The 17976-nt window shown below is 30.9% G+C and carries 21 protein-coding genes; 17 read left to right on the forward strand and 4 right to left on the reverse strand.

What is annotated here, in order from left to right; translation table 11 throughout:
- Window positions 1–5: 5 nt before the first annotated feature.
- From HF295_RS01410 to HF295_RS01460, 11 genes are all read left to right on the forward strand, one after another.
- The gene (locus tag HF295_RS01410) at window positions 6–2189 is read left to right on the forward strand and encodes a RelA/SpoT family protein (protein WP_312032063.1); all 2184 of its coding nucleotides are present in this window, start codon (window positions 6–8) and stop codon (window positions 2187–2189) included.
- Entirely contained in the window at window positions 2186–2629 is a 444-nt protein-coding gene (gene dtd / locus HF295_RS01415) for a D-aminoacyl-tRNA deacylase (protein WP_312032064.1), read from the forward strand. Before HF295_RS01410 ends, dtd begins: the two co-directional genes overlap by 4 nt.
- A 62-nt stretch (window positions 2630–2691) precedes the next feature.
- Window positions 2692–2952: an acyl carrier protein gene (locus tag HF295_RS01420; RefSeq protein WP_312032065.1), complete on the forward strand. Its 261-nt coding sequence runs from the start codon at window positions 2692–2694 to the stop codon at window positions 2950–2952.
- Window positions 2953–2997: 45 nt separating this feature from the next.
- Window positions 2998–4311, forward strand: coding sequence for a histidine--tRNA ligase (gene hisS, locus HF295_RS01425; protein WP_312032066.1), 1314 nt, complete (start codon window positions 2998–3000; stop codon window positions 4309–4311).
- 18 nt (window positions 4312–4329) lie between these two features.
- A complete protein-coding gene (locus HF295_RS01430; protein ID WP_312032067.1) occupies window positions 4330–5445 on the forward strand; it encodes an AI-2E family transporter in 1116 nt (371 codons plus the stop codon).
- Complete coding sequence (locus HF295_RS01435; protein WP_312032068.1) at window positions 5445–5879, forward strand: hypothetical protein; 435 nt, start codon at window positions 5445–5447, stop codon at window positions 5877–5879. The genes HF295_RS01430 and HF295_RS01435 overlap by 1 nt, the downstream gene beginning before the upstream one ends.
- 39 nt (window positions 5880–5918) lie before the next feature.
- Entirely contained in the window at window positions 5919–6611 is a 693-nt protein-coding gene (locus tag HF295_RS01440; protein WP_312032069.1) for a tRNA threonylcarbamoyladenosine dehydratase, read from the forward strand.
- Entirely contained in the window at window positions 6608–7099 is a 492-nt protein-coding gene (msrA, locus tag HF295_RS01445; protein WP_312032070.1) for a peptide-methionine (S)-S-oxide reductase MsrA, read from the forward strand. The genes HF295_RS01440 and msrA overlap by 4 nt, the downstream gene beginning before the upstream one ends.
- Before the next feature lie 18 nt (window positions 7100–7117).
- Window positions 7118–7600, forward strand: a complete 483-nt coding sequence (locus tag HF295_RS01450) for a deoxycytidylate deaminase (protein ID WP_312032071.1) — start codon at window positions 7118–7120, stop codon at window positions 7598–7600.
- Window positions 7584–8642 (forward strand): S16 family serine protease, encoded by a 1059-nt coding sequence (locus HF295_RS01455; protein ID WP_312032072.1) that lies wholly within the window; start codon window positions 7584–7586, stop codon window positions 8640–8642. Before HF295_RS01450 ends, HF295_RS01455 begins: the two co-directional genes overlap by 17 nt.
- A complete protein-coding gene (locus HF295_RS01460) occupies window positions 8635–9003 on the forward strand; it encodes a hypothetical protein (RefSeq protein WP_312032073.1) in 369 nt (122 codons plus the stop codon). Before HF295_RS01455 ends, HF295_RS01460 begins: the two co-directional genes overlap by 8 nt.
- Before the next feature lie 108 nt (window positions 9004–9111).
- On the opposite strand, the gene HF295_RS01465 is transcribed toward HF295_RS01460, so the two are convergent.
- The 3 genes from HF295_RS01465 to HF295_RS01475 all read right to left on the reverse strand — a co-directional run bounded on the left by HF295_RS01465 (window position 9112) and on the right by HF295_RS01475 (window position 10286).
- Complete coding sequence (locus tag HF295_RS01465; RefSeq protein ID WP_312032074.1) at window positions 9112–9516, reverse strand: transposase; 405 nt, start codon at window positions 9514–9516, stop codon at window positions 9112–9114.
- Window positions 9517–9619: 103 nt separating this feature from the next.
- Window positions 9620–9946 (reverse strand): hypothetical protein, encoded by a 327-nt coding sequence (locus HF295_RS01470; protein WP_312032075.1) that lies wholly within the window; start codon window positions 9944–9946, stop codon window positions 9620–9622.
- 34 nt (window positions 9947–9980) lie between these two features.
- Window positions 9981–10286 (reverse strand): IS110 family transposase, encoded by a 306-nt coding sequence (locus tag HF295_RS01475; protein WP_312032076.1) that lies wholly within the window; start codon window positions 10284–10286, stop codon window positions 9981–9983.
- Window positions 10287–10574: 288 nt separating this feature from the next.
- On the opposite strand from HF295_RS01475, the gene lspA reads away from it, so the two are divergent.
- Window positions 10575–11066: a signal peptidase II gene (lspA, locus tag HF295_RS01480; protein ID WP_312032077.1), complete on the forward strand. Its 492-nt coding sequence runs from the start codon at window positions 10575–10577 to the stop codon at window positions 11064–11066.
- Entirely contained in the window at window positions 11059–11964 is a 906-nt protein-coding gene (locus tag HF295_RS01485) for an RluA family pseudouridine synthase (RefSeq protein ID WP_312032078.1), read from the forward strand. The genes lspA and HF295_RS01485 overlap by 8 nt, the downstream gene beginning before the upstream one ends.
- An 8-nt stretch (window positions 11965–11972) precedes the next feature.
- Here the strand turns inward: HF295_RS01485 and rnhC are convergent, their stop codons facing one another.
- Window positions 11973–12872 (reverse strand): ribonuclease HIII, encoded by a 900-nt coding sequence (rnhC, locus tag HF295_RS01490; RefSeq protein WP_312032079.1) that lies wholly within the window; start codon window positions 12870–12872, stop codon window positions 11973–11975.
- 64 nt (window positions 12873–12936) lie between these two features.
- Between rnhC and HF295_RS01495 the strand changes: the two genes are divergently transcribed.
- Genes HF295_RS01495 through HF295_RS01510 form a run of 4 tightly spaced genes read left to right on the forward strand, consistent with a single transcriptional unit; the run spans window position 12937 to window position 17973 of the window.
- Window positions 12937–15252 (forward strand): endonuclease MutS2, encoded by a 2316-nt coding sequence (locus HF295_RS01495; protein WP_312032080.1) that lies wholly within the window; start codon window positions 12937–12939, stop codon window positions 15250–15252.
- Between the two features lie 14 nt (window positions 15253–15266).
- The gene (gene truB, locus HF295_RS01500) at window positions 15267–16151 is read left to right on the forward strand and encodes a tRNA pseudouridine(55) synthase TruB (RefSeq protein ID WP_312032081.1); all 885 of its coding nucleotides are present in this window, start codon (window positions 15267–15269) and stop codon (window positions 16149–16151) included.
- A complete protein-coding gene (locus HF295_RS01505; RefSeq protein WP_312032082.1) occupies window positions 16142–17059 on the forward strand; it encodes a bifunctional riboflavin kinase/FAD synthetase in 918 nt (305 codons plus the stop codon). The genes truB and HF295_RS01505 overlap by 10 nt, the downstream gene beginning before the upstream one ends.
- Window positions 17056–17973, forward strand: a complete 918-nt coding sequence (locus tag HF295_RS01510; RefSeq protein ID WP_312032083.1) for a DUF697 domain-containing protein — start codon at window positions 17056–17058, stop codon at window positions 17971–17973. The genes HF295_RS01505 and HF295_RS01510 overlap by 4 nt, the downstream gene beginning before the upstream one ends.
- Window positions 17974–17976: the final 3 nt, after the last annotated feature.

The following is a 17976-nucleotide window of genomic DNA, read 5'->3' on the forward strand; positions in this document are numbered from 1 at the left end:
TTGCCTTGACACAAGTTGATTATTACAAACCATTGGCAGATGCTCTGTCAAAGTATCTATCTAAATCTAAGCATCTTAAGTTAATAAGAAGCGCTTTTGACTATGCCTTACAAAAACATGGAGATCAGCGTCGCAAATCAGGAGAACCTTATATTATTCATCCTCGTGATGTGGCCATTACTTTGGCTGAGTATGAGGTTGATCCTAACACAATTGTAGCTGGTTTATTGCATGATATATTAGAAGATACTGATACAACTTATGAAGAGATCAAAAATGAGTTTGGTGAAGAAATAGCTGATATTGTTGAGGGTTTAACTAAGTTAAAACAGTTACAATATCAAAATTCTAAAGTTCTTCAACAAGCTAAGAATCATCAAAAAATGATTTTAGCCATGGCTAAAGATATTCGAGTTATCTTAGTTAAATTGGCTGATAGACTAAATAATATGCGTACGCTTGCTTTTTTGAATGATGAAAAACAGACAAGAATATCTAGGGAAACTTTGGATATTTTTGTGCCAATTGCCCATCGATTAGGTATGTATCGTTTAAAGGCTGAGTTAGAAGATTTAGCTTTTAAATATTTATATCCTTATGATTATCAAGAAATTGCTAAAAAATTGAGGGAGAAAAAAGGTTCTAGAGAAGCTGATGTCTTTAGGATGGAAGAATCACTTACCAATCTTTTGAAGGCTGAAGGTTTTAAGTTTGAGATTAAAGGTCGTATAAAGAATATTCATTCTGTCTATATAAAGATGAAAAATAAGAAAATTGATTTTGATGAAATTCATGATTTATTGGCTTTAAGAATTGTTGTTGAAACAGTTAGTGATTGTTATAGGGCTATTGGAATTGTTCATTCAAAATTTATGCCTGTACCTGGAAGATTTAAAGATTATATAGCCATGCCTAAACCAAATATGTATCAATCTTTACATACCACTGTTGTCAGCAATGGTAAAATCTATGAGATTCAAATTAGGACTCAGGAAATGGATGATATTGCTGAAAAAGGGGTAGCTGCTCATTGGGCTTATAAAGAAACAACTGGTAGGAAATCTAACCGTAAAGATATTGAAACCATCATGTCATCTAAATTAAGATGGTATTCTGAGTTAATTAAATATACTGAAGAATCTGATTCTGAAGAGGAAATACTTGATATATTTACTGGTGATATTTTAAATGCCAATGTTTATGTTTTTACGCCTAAGGGCGATATTATCGACTTAGCTGCTGGAGCAACACCTTTAGATTTTGCCTTTAGAATCCATACTAAAGTAGGTGAAAAAACTGTTGGCGCAATTGTTAATGGTAAAATTAGACCTTTGGATTACCAATTAAAAACAGGTGATTTAGTTGAGATTAAAACATCAAAGAATGCAGTTGGACCTAATGAAAACTGGCTTAATTTGGCTAAAACATCAAACGCTCGTAGTAAAATCAAGAATTTCTTAAACAGACAAAAAAGAGATTTTCTTGTTGAAAAAGGTAAAAACGATTTTGAAAAAGAAGTAAAAAGTCGTCATATCGAATTAAGTATTGATGATAAAATAGTTTTAAAAAATTTCACTTCAAGACATATAGAAACAGAAGAAGACTTGTATTATGAAATAGGTAAGGGTGTTTTATCTGCAATTAATGTCGTTAATGTCTTGGTTGGAAAACCTGAAGTTACTGAAGAAGAACTTCTTGAAAAATATAATAAACTGGATGATCAAAAGAAAAAGCGTTATGTCCATTCAGATATTAATGTTATTGTTGAAGGTTTAGATAAACCTTCAATTAAATTGGCCAACTGTTGTAAACCTATTTATGGTGATAAGATTGTAGGTTATGTATCTAAGTCTTATGGAATTATGGTTCATAGGGATAATTGCCATAACTTGGATACCTATGATGAGAATCGTTTTCTTGATGTATATTGGGGGGATGACTTATCTAAAAAGTATTTAACTAGTTTAAGAATATATGTTGAGAATAGAGACAATATTCTAGCTGAAATCATCAACGCTTCAACATCTTCAAAAGGTAAAATCGTACAAGTATCAGCCCAGACCAATGATTTAAAACAAGGTATTATTACTACTAAGATTGAAATCGGTTCGGTGTCGGAACTTGAAAATTTAATTATCAATATGCAAAAAGTTAAAGGTGTTTACTCAATAGAGAGGGTTGGCGCATGAGAGTTGTTGTACAGAGGGTTAAGCAGGCATCAGTTTCTGTGAATAATCATGTAGTCAGTCAAATTGAATATGGATTTTTGCTTTTGGTTGGTTTAAGAAATGGTGATGATGAAGATACGATAAAAAATATGGCTTTAAAGATTAGTAAGCTAAGAATATTTTCTGATGACACGGGTTTGATGAATTTAAATATTCATCAGATCAAAGGTCAAATACTTTCTATTTCTCAGTTTACTTTATATGGGGATGTAAGAAAACAAAACAGGCCTGGTTTTACTCAAGCAATGAAATTTGAACATGCAAAGACTATGTATGCTTTATTTAATGATTATTTGAGGTCCCATGATTTGCTTGTAAAAGAAGGTGTATTTGGTGAACATATGGAAGTTTCGTTGATTAATGATGGACCAGTGACATTAATCATAGATACAAGTCAATAATCATTTGACTGAATCACTTAAATTTAATATAATAATTTATATAACTATTATTGGAGGATATTATGGAAAAAAGAGAAATCGTGTTCAATAAAATCAAAGAAATGATTGTACAAGAATTAGGTGTTAAACCAGAAATCGTATCATTGGATGCTGGTCTTGCTGAAGATTTTGGTGTTGATTCATTAGATGCACTAGAGTTATTTAATCAAATTGATAGTGAGTTTCTTATTACTATTGAAGATGAAGCAGCTCAAGATATGAGAACTGTTAAAGATTTAGTAGATTATGTGGTAAATACTGTCAGTGACGATTATTTTGAATAGAATGAATCGTCCTTTTTAGGACGATTTTTTTAGAAAGGAACAACAATGATTAGAAGAATCAAAGGTACCTACGATATATTACCTGAAGAGAGTAGAAAATGGCACCAAATTGAAGATGTAATGCGAAAAGTCGCAAAAATCTTTAATTTTAAAGAAATTAGGACACCTATTTTTGAAGCTTCTGAATTGTTTCACCGTTCTGTAGGTGAAAGTAGTGATATCGTAAGAAAAGAAACATATGATTTTCTTGATAGGGGAAAACGTTCTAACACTTTAAGACCAGAAGGCACTGCACCTGTTGTCCGTGCTTTAATTGAGAATAAAATGTATGCAGATCCCTCTCAACCCTTAAAGCTTTATTATTTTGGACCAATGTTTAGGTATGAACAACCTCAAAAAGGTCGTCAAAGACAATTTCATCAGTTTGGGGCAGAAATTATGGGTTCTTCATCACCCTTGGTTGATGTAGAAATTATTAATTTTGCCTTAACTTATCTTAAAGCTTTAGGTATAGAAGATACCATCGTTAAAATTAATTCATTGGGTGATAAAGCGTCTAAAGAAAAATATTTAGATGTTTTAAAGTCATATCTTGATCCACATGTTCATGAATTGTGTCATGATTGTCAAAGAAGACATGAAGAGAATCCTTTGCGTGTCCTTGATTGTAAAGTTGATCAAGACCATGAAATTATAAAAAACGCTCCTAAACCAATAGATTATCTTAGTGAAAAAGCCCAATATCATTTTGATTATGTGCTCCAAGGTTTAAAAGCTTTGGACCTTGATTTTGAAGTTGATGGTAATCTTGTCAGGGGCTTAGATTATTACACCCATACTGTTTTTGAAATTCAGTCAACTTCAAGTCAACTTGGTTCTCAAGCAACCTTAGTTGGAGGTGGAAGATACAACCATTTAATTGAAGAATTAGGTGGTCCTGATACGCCTGCAGTTGGCTTTGCTTTTGGGGCTGAAAGACTTTTGTTAGCTTTAGAAAATTCACCTTTATTTAATGATCTTGAAGGCATACATGCTTATTTTATTTCTCTAGGTGATATTTTTGAAAATGGTGGTTTAAAGATTATCCAAGATTTAAGATTGGGTGGTTTATTGGTAGATTACGATTTTTTAAATCGTAGTTTAAAGGCTCAATTTAAACAAGCTGATAGATTAAATGCTGAATATTATATAATTTATGGGGATGAAGAAGCTAAAGAAGGTAAAATAAAGATTAAACATTCTAAGACTGGCGAACAAGTGAGTTTAGCAGTGGATGATTTGTATGATTATATTATTAAACAACTCAAAGGTGGCGGTTGTTCAGGCGGCTGTGGCTCATGTGATGGTTGTGATTCTTAAAGAAATGTGGGTTGAATCATGAAAAGAATCTCAGATGAAACATTAAATAGGCTTATAAAGTTTTTGGTTATCATTTTATTGAGTTTTGCAATTTTGTTTGTTGCTATTCAATTTAATGATTTTTGGCAATGGTTGTTTTCTGCTATTCGTTCAGTGATCATTCCAATTGGTCTAGCATATATTTTTGCCTTGATTTTGTTTCCTTTAATTCGCTTTTTGGAGAAGAAGGGTATTGGACCAAGAGGCTTCTCATTGGCACTGGTTATTATCTTTGCTTTTGGAGCGATATTTGCTGGTTTTTACTTTTTAATGCCTCTAGTTATTACTGAAATTCAAAGTTTCTTTAACAATGAGTTTCCTAATATTGTGACTTATATTACCACTGATTTAAGAGATGATTTCATTTTTGGCCAGGATATCTATGATCGAATTGCAGATTATATCAATCAATCCAATGTTGTTTCAGACACATTAGAATCTTTTGTTCCTGGTTTGATTTCGTCGCTTTCGAATTGGATTTTTCCTTTAATTACCAGTGTGGCCTTATTGCCAATCCTTTTATTATATTACTTATATGATTATGAGTTGATTGGCGATTCTATACGAGGGATTATACCTAAAAAATACGAAAAAAATACTTCAAAATTAGCGACTAGACTTAATGAAACAGTTGGAGCTTACCTAAGAGGACAATTGATGTTAATGATTGTCTTAGGTGCAGTAGCAACTATTGTCTATAAGTTGATTGGATTAAAGTATTATTTTGTTTTTGGTTTGCTGGCTGGTATCACTAATATAATTCCTTATTTTGGTTTGATTATTGCAGCTTTACCTCCAATTATATATTCGATGTTGTCAACATCAGGGCCTGGACCTTTACTAGTCATTTTAGTAAATTTTGTCCTTCAATTTATTGAAGGTAATATATTCCAACCTTTAATTATGTCACACCAATTATCAATACATCCAATTTTAATTATTATGTCTATTTTATTCTTCGGATCTTTATTTGGAGCTCTTGGAGTGATTTTCGCATCTCCTATGGCTGCTTCTATAAAGGTTTTCTATCAATTTTTTAGAGATTTACGAAAAGAGAATGTAGAAGCTAATTTATCAAAAGCTAAGGGCTCATAATGGCAAGTCATCAAAACAAAGTATACTCATATTACGTTATTTTTAATATTGTTTTTTATTGGCTGATGCTTATATTATTGCCTGTTCTCTTAGTATTCTCATACGCTATTGATTTACATTTACTTTACAAAGAAAATGACATAATTCTTGTAAGTATTGCATTGGTTGTTCTAGTCACAATGATTGGGACAATATATATGTTAATCAAAAGAGGAAAACTTAAAAAAATTGTTAAAACACATTATCAGAAAGAGTTTGTATTTTTATCTTTTATGAATGTTTTATCAATACTTGGTTTTGTAGTTCTTTATGATTACTTAGGTGGAAATAGAAATTATATTGCTAATATATTAGTAATTATATCTGCTTTCTTATTTGTTCTTTTGATGTATACAGGCAAAAGATATTTTAAGATAGATTATATATCTAGATAATTTGGCTGCTTAAGCAGCCTTTCTTTATAGGTGAAAAAAATGTTGTTTAATCGATTAGAAAATTTAATAGGACATGATAAAATAGAGATGTTAAAGCACAAGCATATTGTAGTTTTTGGTTTGGGTGGTGTTGGTTCATTTGCGGCTGAAGCCTTGGTTAGAAGCGGGATAGGAAAACTTACTCTAGTCGATTATGATATCGTTGATATTACGAATATTAATCGTCAGTTGATTGCTAAAACATCAACTATTGGGCTTAAGAAGGTAGAAGTTTTTTCTAGAAGAGCTAAAGATATCAATCCAGATATTCAAATCATTGCTATAGATGAAGCAGTGAATCAAGACAATGTATTGTCTATATTAAATCCTTTGCCTGATTTCGTGCTGGATTGTATTGATGATGTAGCTGGTAAGTTAGAACTTGTAAAGGCTTGTCAAACAAAGCAAATACCTTTAATTTTAGCTATGGGTTTTGCCAATAAATTTCATCCGGAAATGATTCGTTTAAGCACCTTAAAGAAAACTTCTGTTTGTCCTTTAGCAAGGTCTGTGAGGAAACTGGTTAGAGATCATGGTTTGTCTTTAGATGTAGCCTGTGTATATTCAGAAGAGAAACCGGCTCAAGTCATTGATAAAACTATTTTAGGTTCTACAGCCTTTTGTCCTAGTTCTGCTGGCTTAATGATGGCTTCATATGTTATTAATCAAATATTAGAAGGAGATGCATTATGAAAAAAATTGTGTTAGCTGGTGGTTGTTTTTGGGGAGTTCAAGCTTACTTTGATCAAGTAAAAGGTGTCAAAAAAACTATCGTAGGATATATAGATGGAATGACAAAGAATCCTACTTATCAAGATGTGTTAAATGGTAGTGGGCATACAGAAGCCATATATATAGAGTATGATGAAGCTGTTTGTTCCTTAAAACTACTTTTAGATCATTTTTTTAATATTATTGATCCAACCTTAATCAATCGTCAAGGCAATGATATTGGAATTAACTATAGAACTGGTATCTACGCTTATGATGTGAATGAAATCAAAGAAATCAATCAATATATTGATTCAATAAGAGACAAATATGCAAAACCAATTGTAACAACTGTAAAAATGGCTGAAGATTTTTCTTCTGGCGAAGAATACCACCAAAATTATTTACAAAAGAATCCAGGTGGTTATTGTCATATTAATTTAGCTAAGATTAGCAAGATTCAAAATTAAGAAACTGGAGTTGATACCATGAAGAGACAAAACTATTTAAAATGGGATGACTATTTTATGGGTGTCGCTGATTTGTCTTCGAAAAGATCGAAAGATGATACATCTCAAGTTGGCGCTTGCATAGTTAATGAGAGAAACCATATCGTAGGTATTGGTTATAATGGTTTTCCTATTGGTTGTTCGGATGATGAATTGCCTTGGGAAAGAGAAGGAGAATTTTTAGATACTAAGTATGCTTATGTAGTTCATGCAGAAGCAAATGCTATTCTTAATTCAAGTACAGATTTATTAGATTCTAGAATTTATGTGACCCTATTCCCATGTAATGAGTGTGCAAAACTTATTATTCAATCTGGGATTAAAGAAGTTGTTTACCTTGAAGATAAATATCCTGATTTAGACATGACTAAGGCCAGTAAGAAACTTTTCGATATGGCTAAAATTCAATATCGACCATTAAAAAATTATAAAGTTAAAATCAATCATGAAGAAACTAAGTAGTTTTTTATGGCCTAGTATTAGGCTATTAATTATACCTTATTTAATTTTTATTTTTTTAATGGTTTATCGCATAGACTATGAGATTCAAGCTCCAGGTGGTATATCCGAAGTTGATCAATTGATTCAAGTGGATTATCCTGTGGATGAAATTAAAGGTTCTTTATCTTCAACTTATATTGTATCTTTTACAAGACCTTCTATCTTTCAGTTCATCATTAGTGATTTTTCCAAATATAATCAAGTCAATATCATACCAGAAAGTTATAGACATTATACTGACAGCGAATTAAGAGATATATCCTATATGCAAAAAGTAACTAGTGTTGATGCGGCGGTTATCGTTGCTTACATTAAAGCTAGCCAGGTTAATGAAGATATTATATTTACTGAAAATTCTTATCGCTTGGTGACCTTGATTCGTGGTAAAGAAGCTTCTTTATCTAATTATAACGATATTGGCTTAGGTCATGAATTTATTTCCATGATTGGTGATGAAGATATCATCATTGAAGATTATACGAAACTTAGAAATGCTATGTCGGATGATCAATGGTATACTTTTAATTTCAAGGGAGAAGAAGTCTATCAAGTTCAATTAAGAAAAGTTGATATTGAAGAAAATTATTTATTGTTTAGCAATTATTATTTGGTAGATCAAGCTGATATATATCCTAAATATATTGAAAAAGATTCAAATATTGGTGGTCCATCAGGGGGATTACTACAAACCTTATCCATCTATAATATGTTGGTAAAAGAAGATATTACAAAGGGATATAAGATTGCTGGTACTGGGACCATTCGTTATGATGGAACTGTTGGTTATGTAGGCGGTATTAAACAAAAAATAGCGACGGCTTATGTCAATAAAGTGGACATGTTTTTTATTCCTGCTATTGATGAAAGATATAGTTCACATAACTACTTAGAAGCTTTAGCTGCATGTGAAGAATACGGTATTGACCCAGAAGGTTGGTTAATTCCTGTAGCCTCTATTGATGAAGCCATAGTCTATCTAGAAGGACTTGATAATCATGAATAAATATTTTACTTTATGGAAGTCACTAAAAGAAGAAGTTGGTAAAGAACTTATTTTTGAAGCTTTATTGGCTAGCATTTTTTACTCCTTATTGGTTTTCTTTCCAGCTGTATTAATGATGATTCAAGTTATTTCGATGTATTATCATCGACTTAATTTCTTGGTCATGGTTTTAGGTCTTGTGGTTATCCTTATATCTATGTTACAATTGTGGTTGTGGAAAAAGTCTTTGTTTTTAAATCACAATGGTATTACCACAGATGTCAGAAAATTGTTTAGAATTCAATTTGTGATTCACGCTGTACTTATATTGATTATCGCTTTATTGTTTGTTTTTGTTTTTATTCCAATAATGCAAATTTAGGAGCTAGCTATACAAAAATCAAGTAAAAATTATAAATAATTAAAATTATGATATTTGAACATACTTAAAAAAGGTTAAAGAACCCTAAGTTAAATAATGGGTGATTAATTATAAGAGATCGTTATAAAAAGTATCTGTTTTAAGAATTTTGTAAATAGAATGAACCATGTTTTTGGCTATAGCGAAAATGATTGTTGAGTGATGTTTATTGCCTTTAGTCATCATATGAATGTATTTGCGTTTAAACTTATTATCTCTAGTTTTAGGACTAACACAAGCGATCCTAGCGGCACTATAGATGGCAGTTCGCAAATATTTACTACCACGTTTAGAAATTCGAGTACGTTTACGTTTGTATTTTCCGGATTCATGAACAATAGGTTCAATACCGAAAAGAGATGTATATTTGTGTTTGTCAGTGAACCTGCTAATATCGCCTGTTTCGCCTAGAATAGTCGCTCCATTAATAGGACCGATACCTGGGACTGATAATATTTTTGGATAAAGAGTCATATGTTGTGAAATAAGTTTCTTTAGTATTTCATTTTGAGAATTAAAATGAATGATATTAGAGACACAAATTTAATTAGATAAGCATTTAAGTTATTTGGATTTCCTATTGAGTTTTTCGCGATATATTTAATGAGTTTAGCTTGTTCAACGTGATTTGATCGACTACAATTCTTTGAGCTAAAGATTCAATATGAAGACCTTTATAATCGCTTGGTAAGGGAAAATCATAAAGTAGATCTAAAGTCCATTTAGAGAAGGGTTTAAAGTGTTTAAGAAACTCAGGGAAGAACATTTGAAGTAATCTTTTAAGTTCACCCTTAGCTTTAGTAATGATTTGATTATTAGAATTATAATCTCTAGATAATTGTTTTAACTCAACTAAATGATATAATGGTGGTGTATAGGGATGGAGCCTATTCAGGTTATACATAAGGTGCCTACACACTGCTATAGCGTCAATTTTGTCAGTCTTGGTCATGCGAGGACGCCGACTTACGACTGAGAGAAACTAACATTGGGTTAGTACAATATACAGTGTAGCCTTTTGATATTAGATAATCGCGCAGATTATTATGATAAATACCTGTGGCTTCCATTCCTATACGAATATCGTTAACCGACTTCGTACAGGATTGAATGACTGTATGAAGTTTTTTAAATCCAAAATGATTATTTTGAATAATAAAGTGATCATAAATAATTTCACCCAAATCATTTATGATGATGATATCGTGTTTATCCATTGCGATATCAATGCCAATGAAAATCAAAATAAAAACCTCCTTGTTTGAAATATTCAAACGTTATGAAACCACAAACAAATATAAATGTAACCTTGTAAATACACACTCGAAGTGTAACTAGCTAATTCACATTTATCATATAAGTTGTGGTTGTACCCTCCTAAACACACTCGAAGTGTAAGGAACGTATGACACACTCCACAACGTTTGTAACTTCATTATAGGAGATTAAATAAATTATTTAAATACATTTTATGAACAAAAGAGAAAGGAGAAGTATAGTTAAATTATCTTAATTTAATTATACAAGGACTTATGAAGAAATGGATTGCTTTAATGGGTGCTTTATTAGCCCTTGACCAAATCAGTAAATACTTGGTGGCTACTTATGAAGTAAGTCAACCTATTATTCAAGATTTTTTGCATATTACTTATGTTAGAAATTTAGGTATGGTATTTGGTTTCTTTCAAGGTATTACTGCTACCTATACAGTTTTACTTGCTATATTTGCTTTGATTGCTTTTTCCATATTTGCATATTTGTTTAGTAAAATTGATTTTTCAGATAAAAGAACTATTCTTTTATCTTTAGCTTTATCGCTCTTAATTGCTGGTACTTTAGGTAATGCTATTGATAGATTATTTCAACCAGATCATGGAGTCATTGATTTTATAGACTTTAGGGGTTTAGGTGATTTATGGACCTATGTATTTAATTTTGCGGATGTTTATTTAAATGTAGGTTTGGTCTTGTTTTTTATAGATATATTCTTTTTAGAAAAGAAAAGGGTTGAAAGTCATGTCTGATCTTTTTAAAAGTATTATTGTTGATCAAGAACATCAAAAAGAACGTTTAGATAAGTTTTTATCTAATCAATTTGATGATTTATCTAGAACGATAATTCAAAACCTAATAGAAGAAGATGATGTTTTAGTTAATCAAAAATCAGTCAAGTCTTCTTATAAATTAAAAGTCAATGATTTAATTGAAATATTTGAGTTTTCTTTACCTTCTAAAGATATTCTTCCATCAAATATTCCTTTAGATATTGTCTATGAAGATGATGATGTTTTGGTAGTTAATAAGGTTTCAGGTATGGTAGTGCATCCTGCACCAGGACATTATAGTGATACATTAGTGAATGCCTTAATGTATCATATTGATTCTTTATCCGATGGTTCTCAAGCCTCTAGACCTGGTATTATTCATAGGATTGATAAAGATACCAGTGGTTTATTAATGGTTGCGAAAAATAACTATGCTCATGAAATACTAGCTAAAGAATTACAAGAAAAAAAGACTAAAAGGGAATATATCGCTTTAGTCTCTGGAGTTATAAAAAACAAAAAAGGTTTAATTAATGCGCCAGTGGGAAGAGATCCTTCTAATAGATTAAGGATGAATGTTGTAGCTTCTGGAAAAAACGCAGTGACTCATTTTGAAGTTTTAGAACAATTTAAAGATTGTACATTAATTGAGTGTCGATTAGAAACAGGTAGAACTCATCAAATTAGGGTTCATATGAAATATATTAATCACCCCTTAGTTAATGATGAATTATATGGGGAGAAAATTGATGATTTTGGCCAGTATCTCCATGCTAAAACGCTTGGATTCACTCATCCTAGGACCAAGGTTTGGATGGAATTTGATTCTGAACTACCTATTGAATTTAAAAACTATATAGAAAAATTAAGGGATTAGTTATTGAACTAATCCCATATTTTTTTTGAATTTTTAAAGTTTACTTTGGCTATTTGAGTAAAGATATCTTTACCATGCTTTAAGTAGATGACTTTGCCAATAGCATCAACTTGTGGGCCAGCACCCTTAGGCAATACTATATTAATTTTATCTGAAAGTTTATCCATTTCTTTGAGAAAAGTATAGCGTGCAATAATTGCGGCTACGGCAATGGATTGATGTAAGGATTCTGCTTTTTCAACTAAGGTCGTATGACGAACCATGTCTTGTTCTTGTAAATATTGTATGTAGTTTTTTTCACTGCAAAATTGATCCACAATAATCATATCATATTGATTGTTCTTTTGTATAAGCTTTTTAATAGCGTGATTATGAAGATAGGCTTTGATTTTGTTTAAGTTGTAACCTTGTTTAGTCAACTCATTGAATTTTTGATTGTTTAAGACCAAACAATGATGAGGAATAGTATTGATTAAATCAGGGCCAATATTCAAGATAACATCGTCAGAAATATTTTTGCTATCTTGAATGTTAAACTGACTCAAGAATGGATAGTTATGTGGTCCGACCAAAGCAGCTGCTACAACGACAGGTCCAAAATAATCACCAGTCCCTACTTCATCAGATCCAATAATTGTTTTTTTATAATATTCATTCATATAAGATGTATGAGATATGGGTTTAGGTATTTCCAATGTTTTACCTGTAAGTTCAGCCCATTGATTATACTCTTTTTCAGCATCTTCACCCTGGAATAATACCTTGTTGGAATTATAAACACTGATTGTGAAATACTCTGTTTTAAAATAGTGTTTGATATGGTCACTAGGTGCTTTTCCTTCATAAGGATGATAATAATCAACGAGTTTTTTTATATATTTATCATTTAATTCTAATACAGTTTTCATTTAAGTCAACTCCTCTTTTTATTTTAACATAATTTATGTTAAAATAGAATAGTGGAGTGTGACAATGATTGCGGATATACATAAACTAGAATTTGACAAAATAAAAGAAATCTTAGAGACTTATGCAAAGACTGATTTAGGAAAATCAGTTGTTTTAGATTTAATGCCTATGAACAATCAAATAGCCATTGAAAAGGCATTGTTAGAAGTCGAACAAGCCAAAATTATGACTTTAAGATTAGATCAAACACCATTAACTGGTGTATTAAATATTGAGGGTCTTATTAGGAAAGCATCTATTCAATCTGTATTAAGTATTGAAGAATTTGTGAAAATTATATCTCATCAAGAAGCGATAGCTAGAACCAATCAATATATTAAGAAAATCAATTTATTGGATATATATTATGAAGATTTAAAAGTATATTATGAAGGGTTAGAGAACTTATCTGAATTAAAAATCAAAATAGAAAAAGTGATTGATCCAAAAGGTGAAGTATATGATCATGCTTCTCAAAAACTTAGCAAAATTAGAAAGCAGATTAAGATTAGTGAAGATAAAATTAATAACTTAATGAATCATTTATTAAGGTCTGAAGCTAGTAAGTTATCGGATAGTATCATTACGATAAGAAATAACCGACTTGTATTGCCTGTTAGGGCAGAATATAAGAATAGTTTTAAAGGTGTTATTCATGATCAGTCCGCTAGTAAAGAAACTGTTTTTATGGAACCTATGGGTTGTTTTACGTTAAATAATGAATTGCAGTCTCTTATTTTAGATGAAGAGAACGAGATTGAAGCTATTTTAAGAGCCTTAACTCTAGAGGTCGCTGAAAAAGTTGATGCATTAAAAAGTAATTTAGAAATTTTTACTTATTTGGATTTGGTTTTTGCTAAAGCAAAATATGCTTGTGATTTTGAAATGACTCGTCCTAAAATTTCTGGAAAAATTAAATTATTAAATGCTAGGCATCCTTTAATTGACCCCAAGGAAGTTGTGGGTAATCATATTCAATTTAATGATTATAGACACATTATCATTACTGGACCAAACACAGGTGGGAAAACGGTAGCTTTAAAAACCCTAGGCTTATTATCACTTATGGTTCAAGCCGGCATGTTAATTCCTGTTAATGATGGGTCTGAAACACTTATTTTTAAGCATATATTTGCGGATATTGGCGATGAACAGTCTATAGAGCAATCATTATCAACCTTTTCTTCACACATAGGTAATATTATTAGAATTTTTAATAAATTGGATGATAAGTCTTTAGTATTGCTTGATGAAATCGGTTCTGGTACTGACCCTAAAGAAGGAGCTTCATTAGCAATTTCAATGATGAATTTTATAAGAAAGCATAATATTTATTCTATGGTAACCACCCATTACCCTGAGCTGAAAACTTATGCTTATCACTTGGATGATACCATTAATGCTTCTGTTGAGTTTGATTTAAACAGTTTAAAACCAACTTATAAATTAAGAATCGGTACTCCTGGAGAATCTAATGCTATTAAAATTGCTAGAAGGCTAGGTTTACATGAGGAAATTTGCCAAGAAGCAGAGAGTGTATCAATTTCATTTGATAATGATGTATCTTCTTTGGTAAGAAAATTAGAGAAACAATCTTTAGATCTAGACCAACAAATCGATGATTATAAGGAAAAACAAGAGAATCTTGAAATTCAGATTATGGAACTTGATCAAGAAAAACAGAAGATGATTCAAAAACAAAATCAAGTATTACATAAATATGCTTTAGAAAATGAAGAGAAGCAAAAATTAGCTTTAGAAAAAGTTGACCAACTCATTAAAGAATTAGATGACTTAAGAAATAAAGCAGAATTTAAAGAACATAAATTGGCTGAAATAAAATATGAAAGAAGTCAGTTAAAACAGAAAGAACCTGTTTATGAAAAAACTACAAACCGTAAAATTTCAGTTGGTGATAGGGTTCATGTTCTTCCTTACCAAAGGCAAGGGGTAGTCAACAAACATTTAAAAGATGATGAATTTGAGGTGCAGATGGGTGTCTTAACCATCAATGCTAAAGAAGAGGACCTCGAATATATAGGTAAAGCCAAGAAAGAGAAAACTGTAAGCAAACAAAAGCCTATGCCGACGAAATCAATTAAAGTAGAGTTAGACTTACATGGAAAAAGATATTTGGACGCCATGGATGAACTCGATAAATTTGTTGATGATTGCTTATTGAATAATTTGGAGTTTGCATATATTATCCATGGTATTGGTACCATGGCGCTTAAGAAAGGTGTTGAAAAATACGCCAAAAGAAATCCACAAATTAAGTCTTTTAGACCTGGTGGGGAAAATGAAGGTGGACAAGGTGTCACCATTATATATTTTAAATAGATTGGAGGCAAATGATGAGCAACTTAGAACATGGCTTATTAATTATTGATAAAGATAAAAATATTACATCACATGATGTAGTAGATATAGCTAGAAAATCCTTAAAAACTAGGCGTATTGGCCATATTGGAACCTTGGATCCTCACGCTACAGGAGTATTGGTTTTGTGTGTTAATAAAGCAACCAAACTTGTTAAGTTTTTTACAGAAAATAATAAGACTTATGAAGCTGAAATAATTATTGGTCAAGCTACTGATTCTGATGATATCACTGGTAAAGTTATTGAAGAAAAAGACGCAAGTCACTTACAAGAAATAGTAGTTTTGGATAATCTAATGTCTTTTTTAGGAGAGTCCTTACAAACACCACCTAAATTTTCTGCTATTAAAATGAATGGTTTAAAATTATATGAACTCGCCAGACAAAACAAGGATATCCGTCATATAGAACCCAGAAAAATAAATATTTATGAAATCAAGGATTTTAAAGTGTTGGAAAAAGGAAAACTATTTAAGTTTCAAGTGACATTAAGGGTATCTAAGGGTACCTATATAAGGTCAATCGCTAGAGATTTAGGTGAAAAGTTAGGGCTATGTGGTACTTTAGGAAATTTAAGAAGAACTGCCATTGAGTCTTTTAATATTAAAGACGCATATAGTATTGAACAATTAAAATTATCCGATGTGACTTTGATAGACCCTTTTAAATATCTAGATATGCAAAAACTGGTCGTCGATGAAAGAGCCAAATCTTATATTGAAAACGGACGTTTTTTAGATTTAGATTTATTTAAAGAAAAAACGGAAACGATTATTTATTCTAATGAAGGCCAAGTACTGGCTATATACTACTATGATAAGGAAAAAGACGTAATGAGAATGTCGGTGAAATGGTGCTAGAAATTAAATATATTGATCATCATGATCAAATTGAAGATCTTGGACATATTGCTGTGTTGGGCTTTTTTGATGGATTACATATTGCCCACCAAGCGTTAATAAATAAAGGTTTAGAACTAAAGAAAAAAACTGGAAAGAAACTCTTTGTATTTACCTTTGATCAAAGTATTAGAAAGTATCTTTACAATGAACCCTTTTATTACTTAACATCAGTTGATGATAAAAAAGAAATATTGGAAACTTATCAAGTTGATAGGCTATATGTGTTTAAGGTTTCAAAAGAGTTTATTAGTTTATCTCCAGAAAATTTTATTAATCAATATTTAATTCAAATGTCATATTTGGTGGTTGGTTTTGATTTTACTTATGGATTTAGGTCTGTAGGTAACGTCAGTCATTTAAAAGCATATAAAGAATTTGAAACCATTGTGATGCCTGAAATTACTTATCAAGATGAAAAAATAGGTTCTAGTAAAATTAGACAGTCTTTAGATGAAGGTGAAATGGATTTAGCCAACTACTTGTTAGGAAGAAATTATCAAATCACAGGTGAAGTCATTCATGGAAGGGGTGTAGGAAAACTCTTAGGATTTCCTACAGCCAATATTGATTTTACCAACTATTATTTACCTAAACGAGGTGTGTATTTGACTAAAGTAATTATAAAAGATAAACAATACTATGGGGTCACTAATGTCGGAAAAAAACCTACCTTTAAAGATCAATCAATTAGTTTGGAAACCTATATTTTTGATTTAAGTAAAGACTTATATGGTCAAATCATCACGATAGAGTTTATAGAATTTATGAGAGATGAAATTAAATATTCTCATAAAGAAGATTTAATAAAACAAATTTATAAAGATGTTGAACGGTCACATGAAATCATAAAAAGGAGAAATTCATGAAAAAATTAGGGAAACCCTTTTGGATATTTTTAGGTATTGCATCTTTGTTTTTTCTTGTATTAATTATTTTATCAGCAGTGATGGATTTAGGGGAAAAAGTTGGGAGAATTCATCTTTATCTAGAATATAGCCTTTATCTTGTCTCAGGTCTGCTTTTTTTGATATTATTTATAAGACCTTTATTTGCAGTCTTACTTTCTCCAAGTTTCTCAATTGATCATTTATTTACTGATGAAGAAAATGCAAAAAAGAATTTTCGTATGTACAAGAAAGTTGCTAAGAACTTATTGGATGAGGATTATTTATCTGAAAAGGAAAAAGAACAAATTCAAGAACACATAAATGAACCTTTGATGCTAAAAAATACTTTGTCTAATGTATTTGATACATCTATTAAAAAAGAATTAAATCGGATGATTGTTGAACACGCTGAAACTGTATATTTATCTACTGCAATATCTCAAAATGGACGTTTAGACTCTATAGCTGTGATAACCATAAATTTAAGACTAATCAAAAACTTAGTGAAAAAGTGTGGGTTCAGACCAAGTTATATGTCTTTAGGAAAGTTATCTGTTAATGTGTTGGGAACAGCAATAATAGCTGAAAATTTAGAAGATATGGATTTTTCTACTATTTTCCCAACGTCAACTATGAATGCTTTATCAGAGATTCCTTTATTAAAAACTGTCACTGGGTCTTTTGCACAAGGCTTAGGTAATGCATTGTTATCCCTAAGGGTAGGAATCATTTGCCGTAATTTCTTATTTATGGATTTAAAAGGTTTAAGTAAAAAAGATATAAGAAAATTGGCTTTTGCTGAAGCGGTTGTTTTACTTCCTAGGGTGATTGGTGAATCTATGAAAAAGTTCCCAAGTCGTTTAAAAGGCGTTTTTAGTAAATTATTTGGTTGAAAT

Origin of the sequence: Hujiaoplasma nucleasis (assembly GCF_013745115.1) — a bacterium.
GTDB lineage: Bacteria > Bacillota_I > Bacilli_A > Izemoplasmatales > Hujiaoplasmataceae > Hujiaoplasma > Hujiaoplasma nucleasis.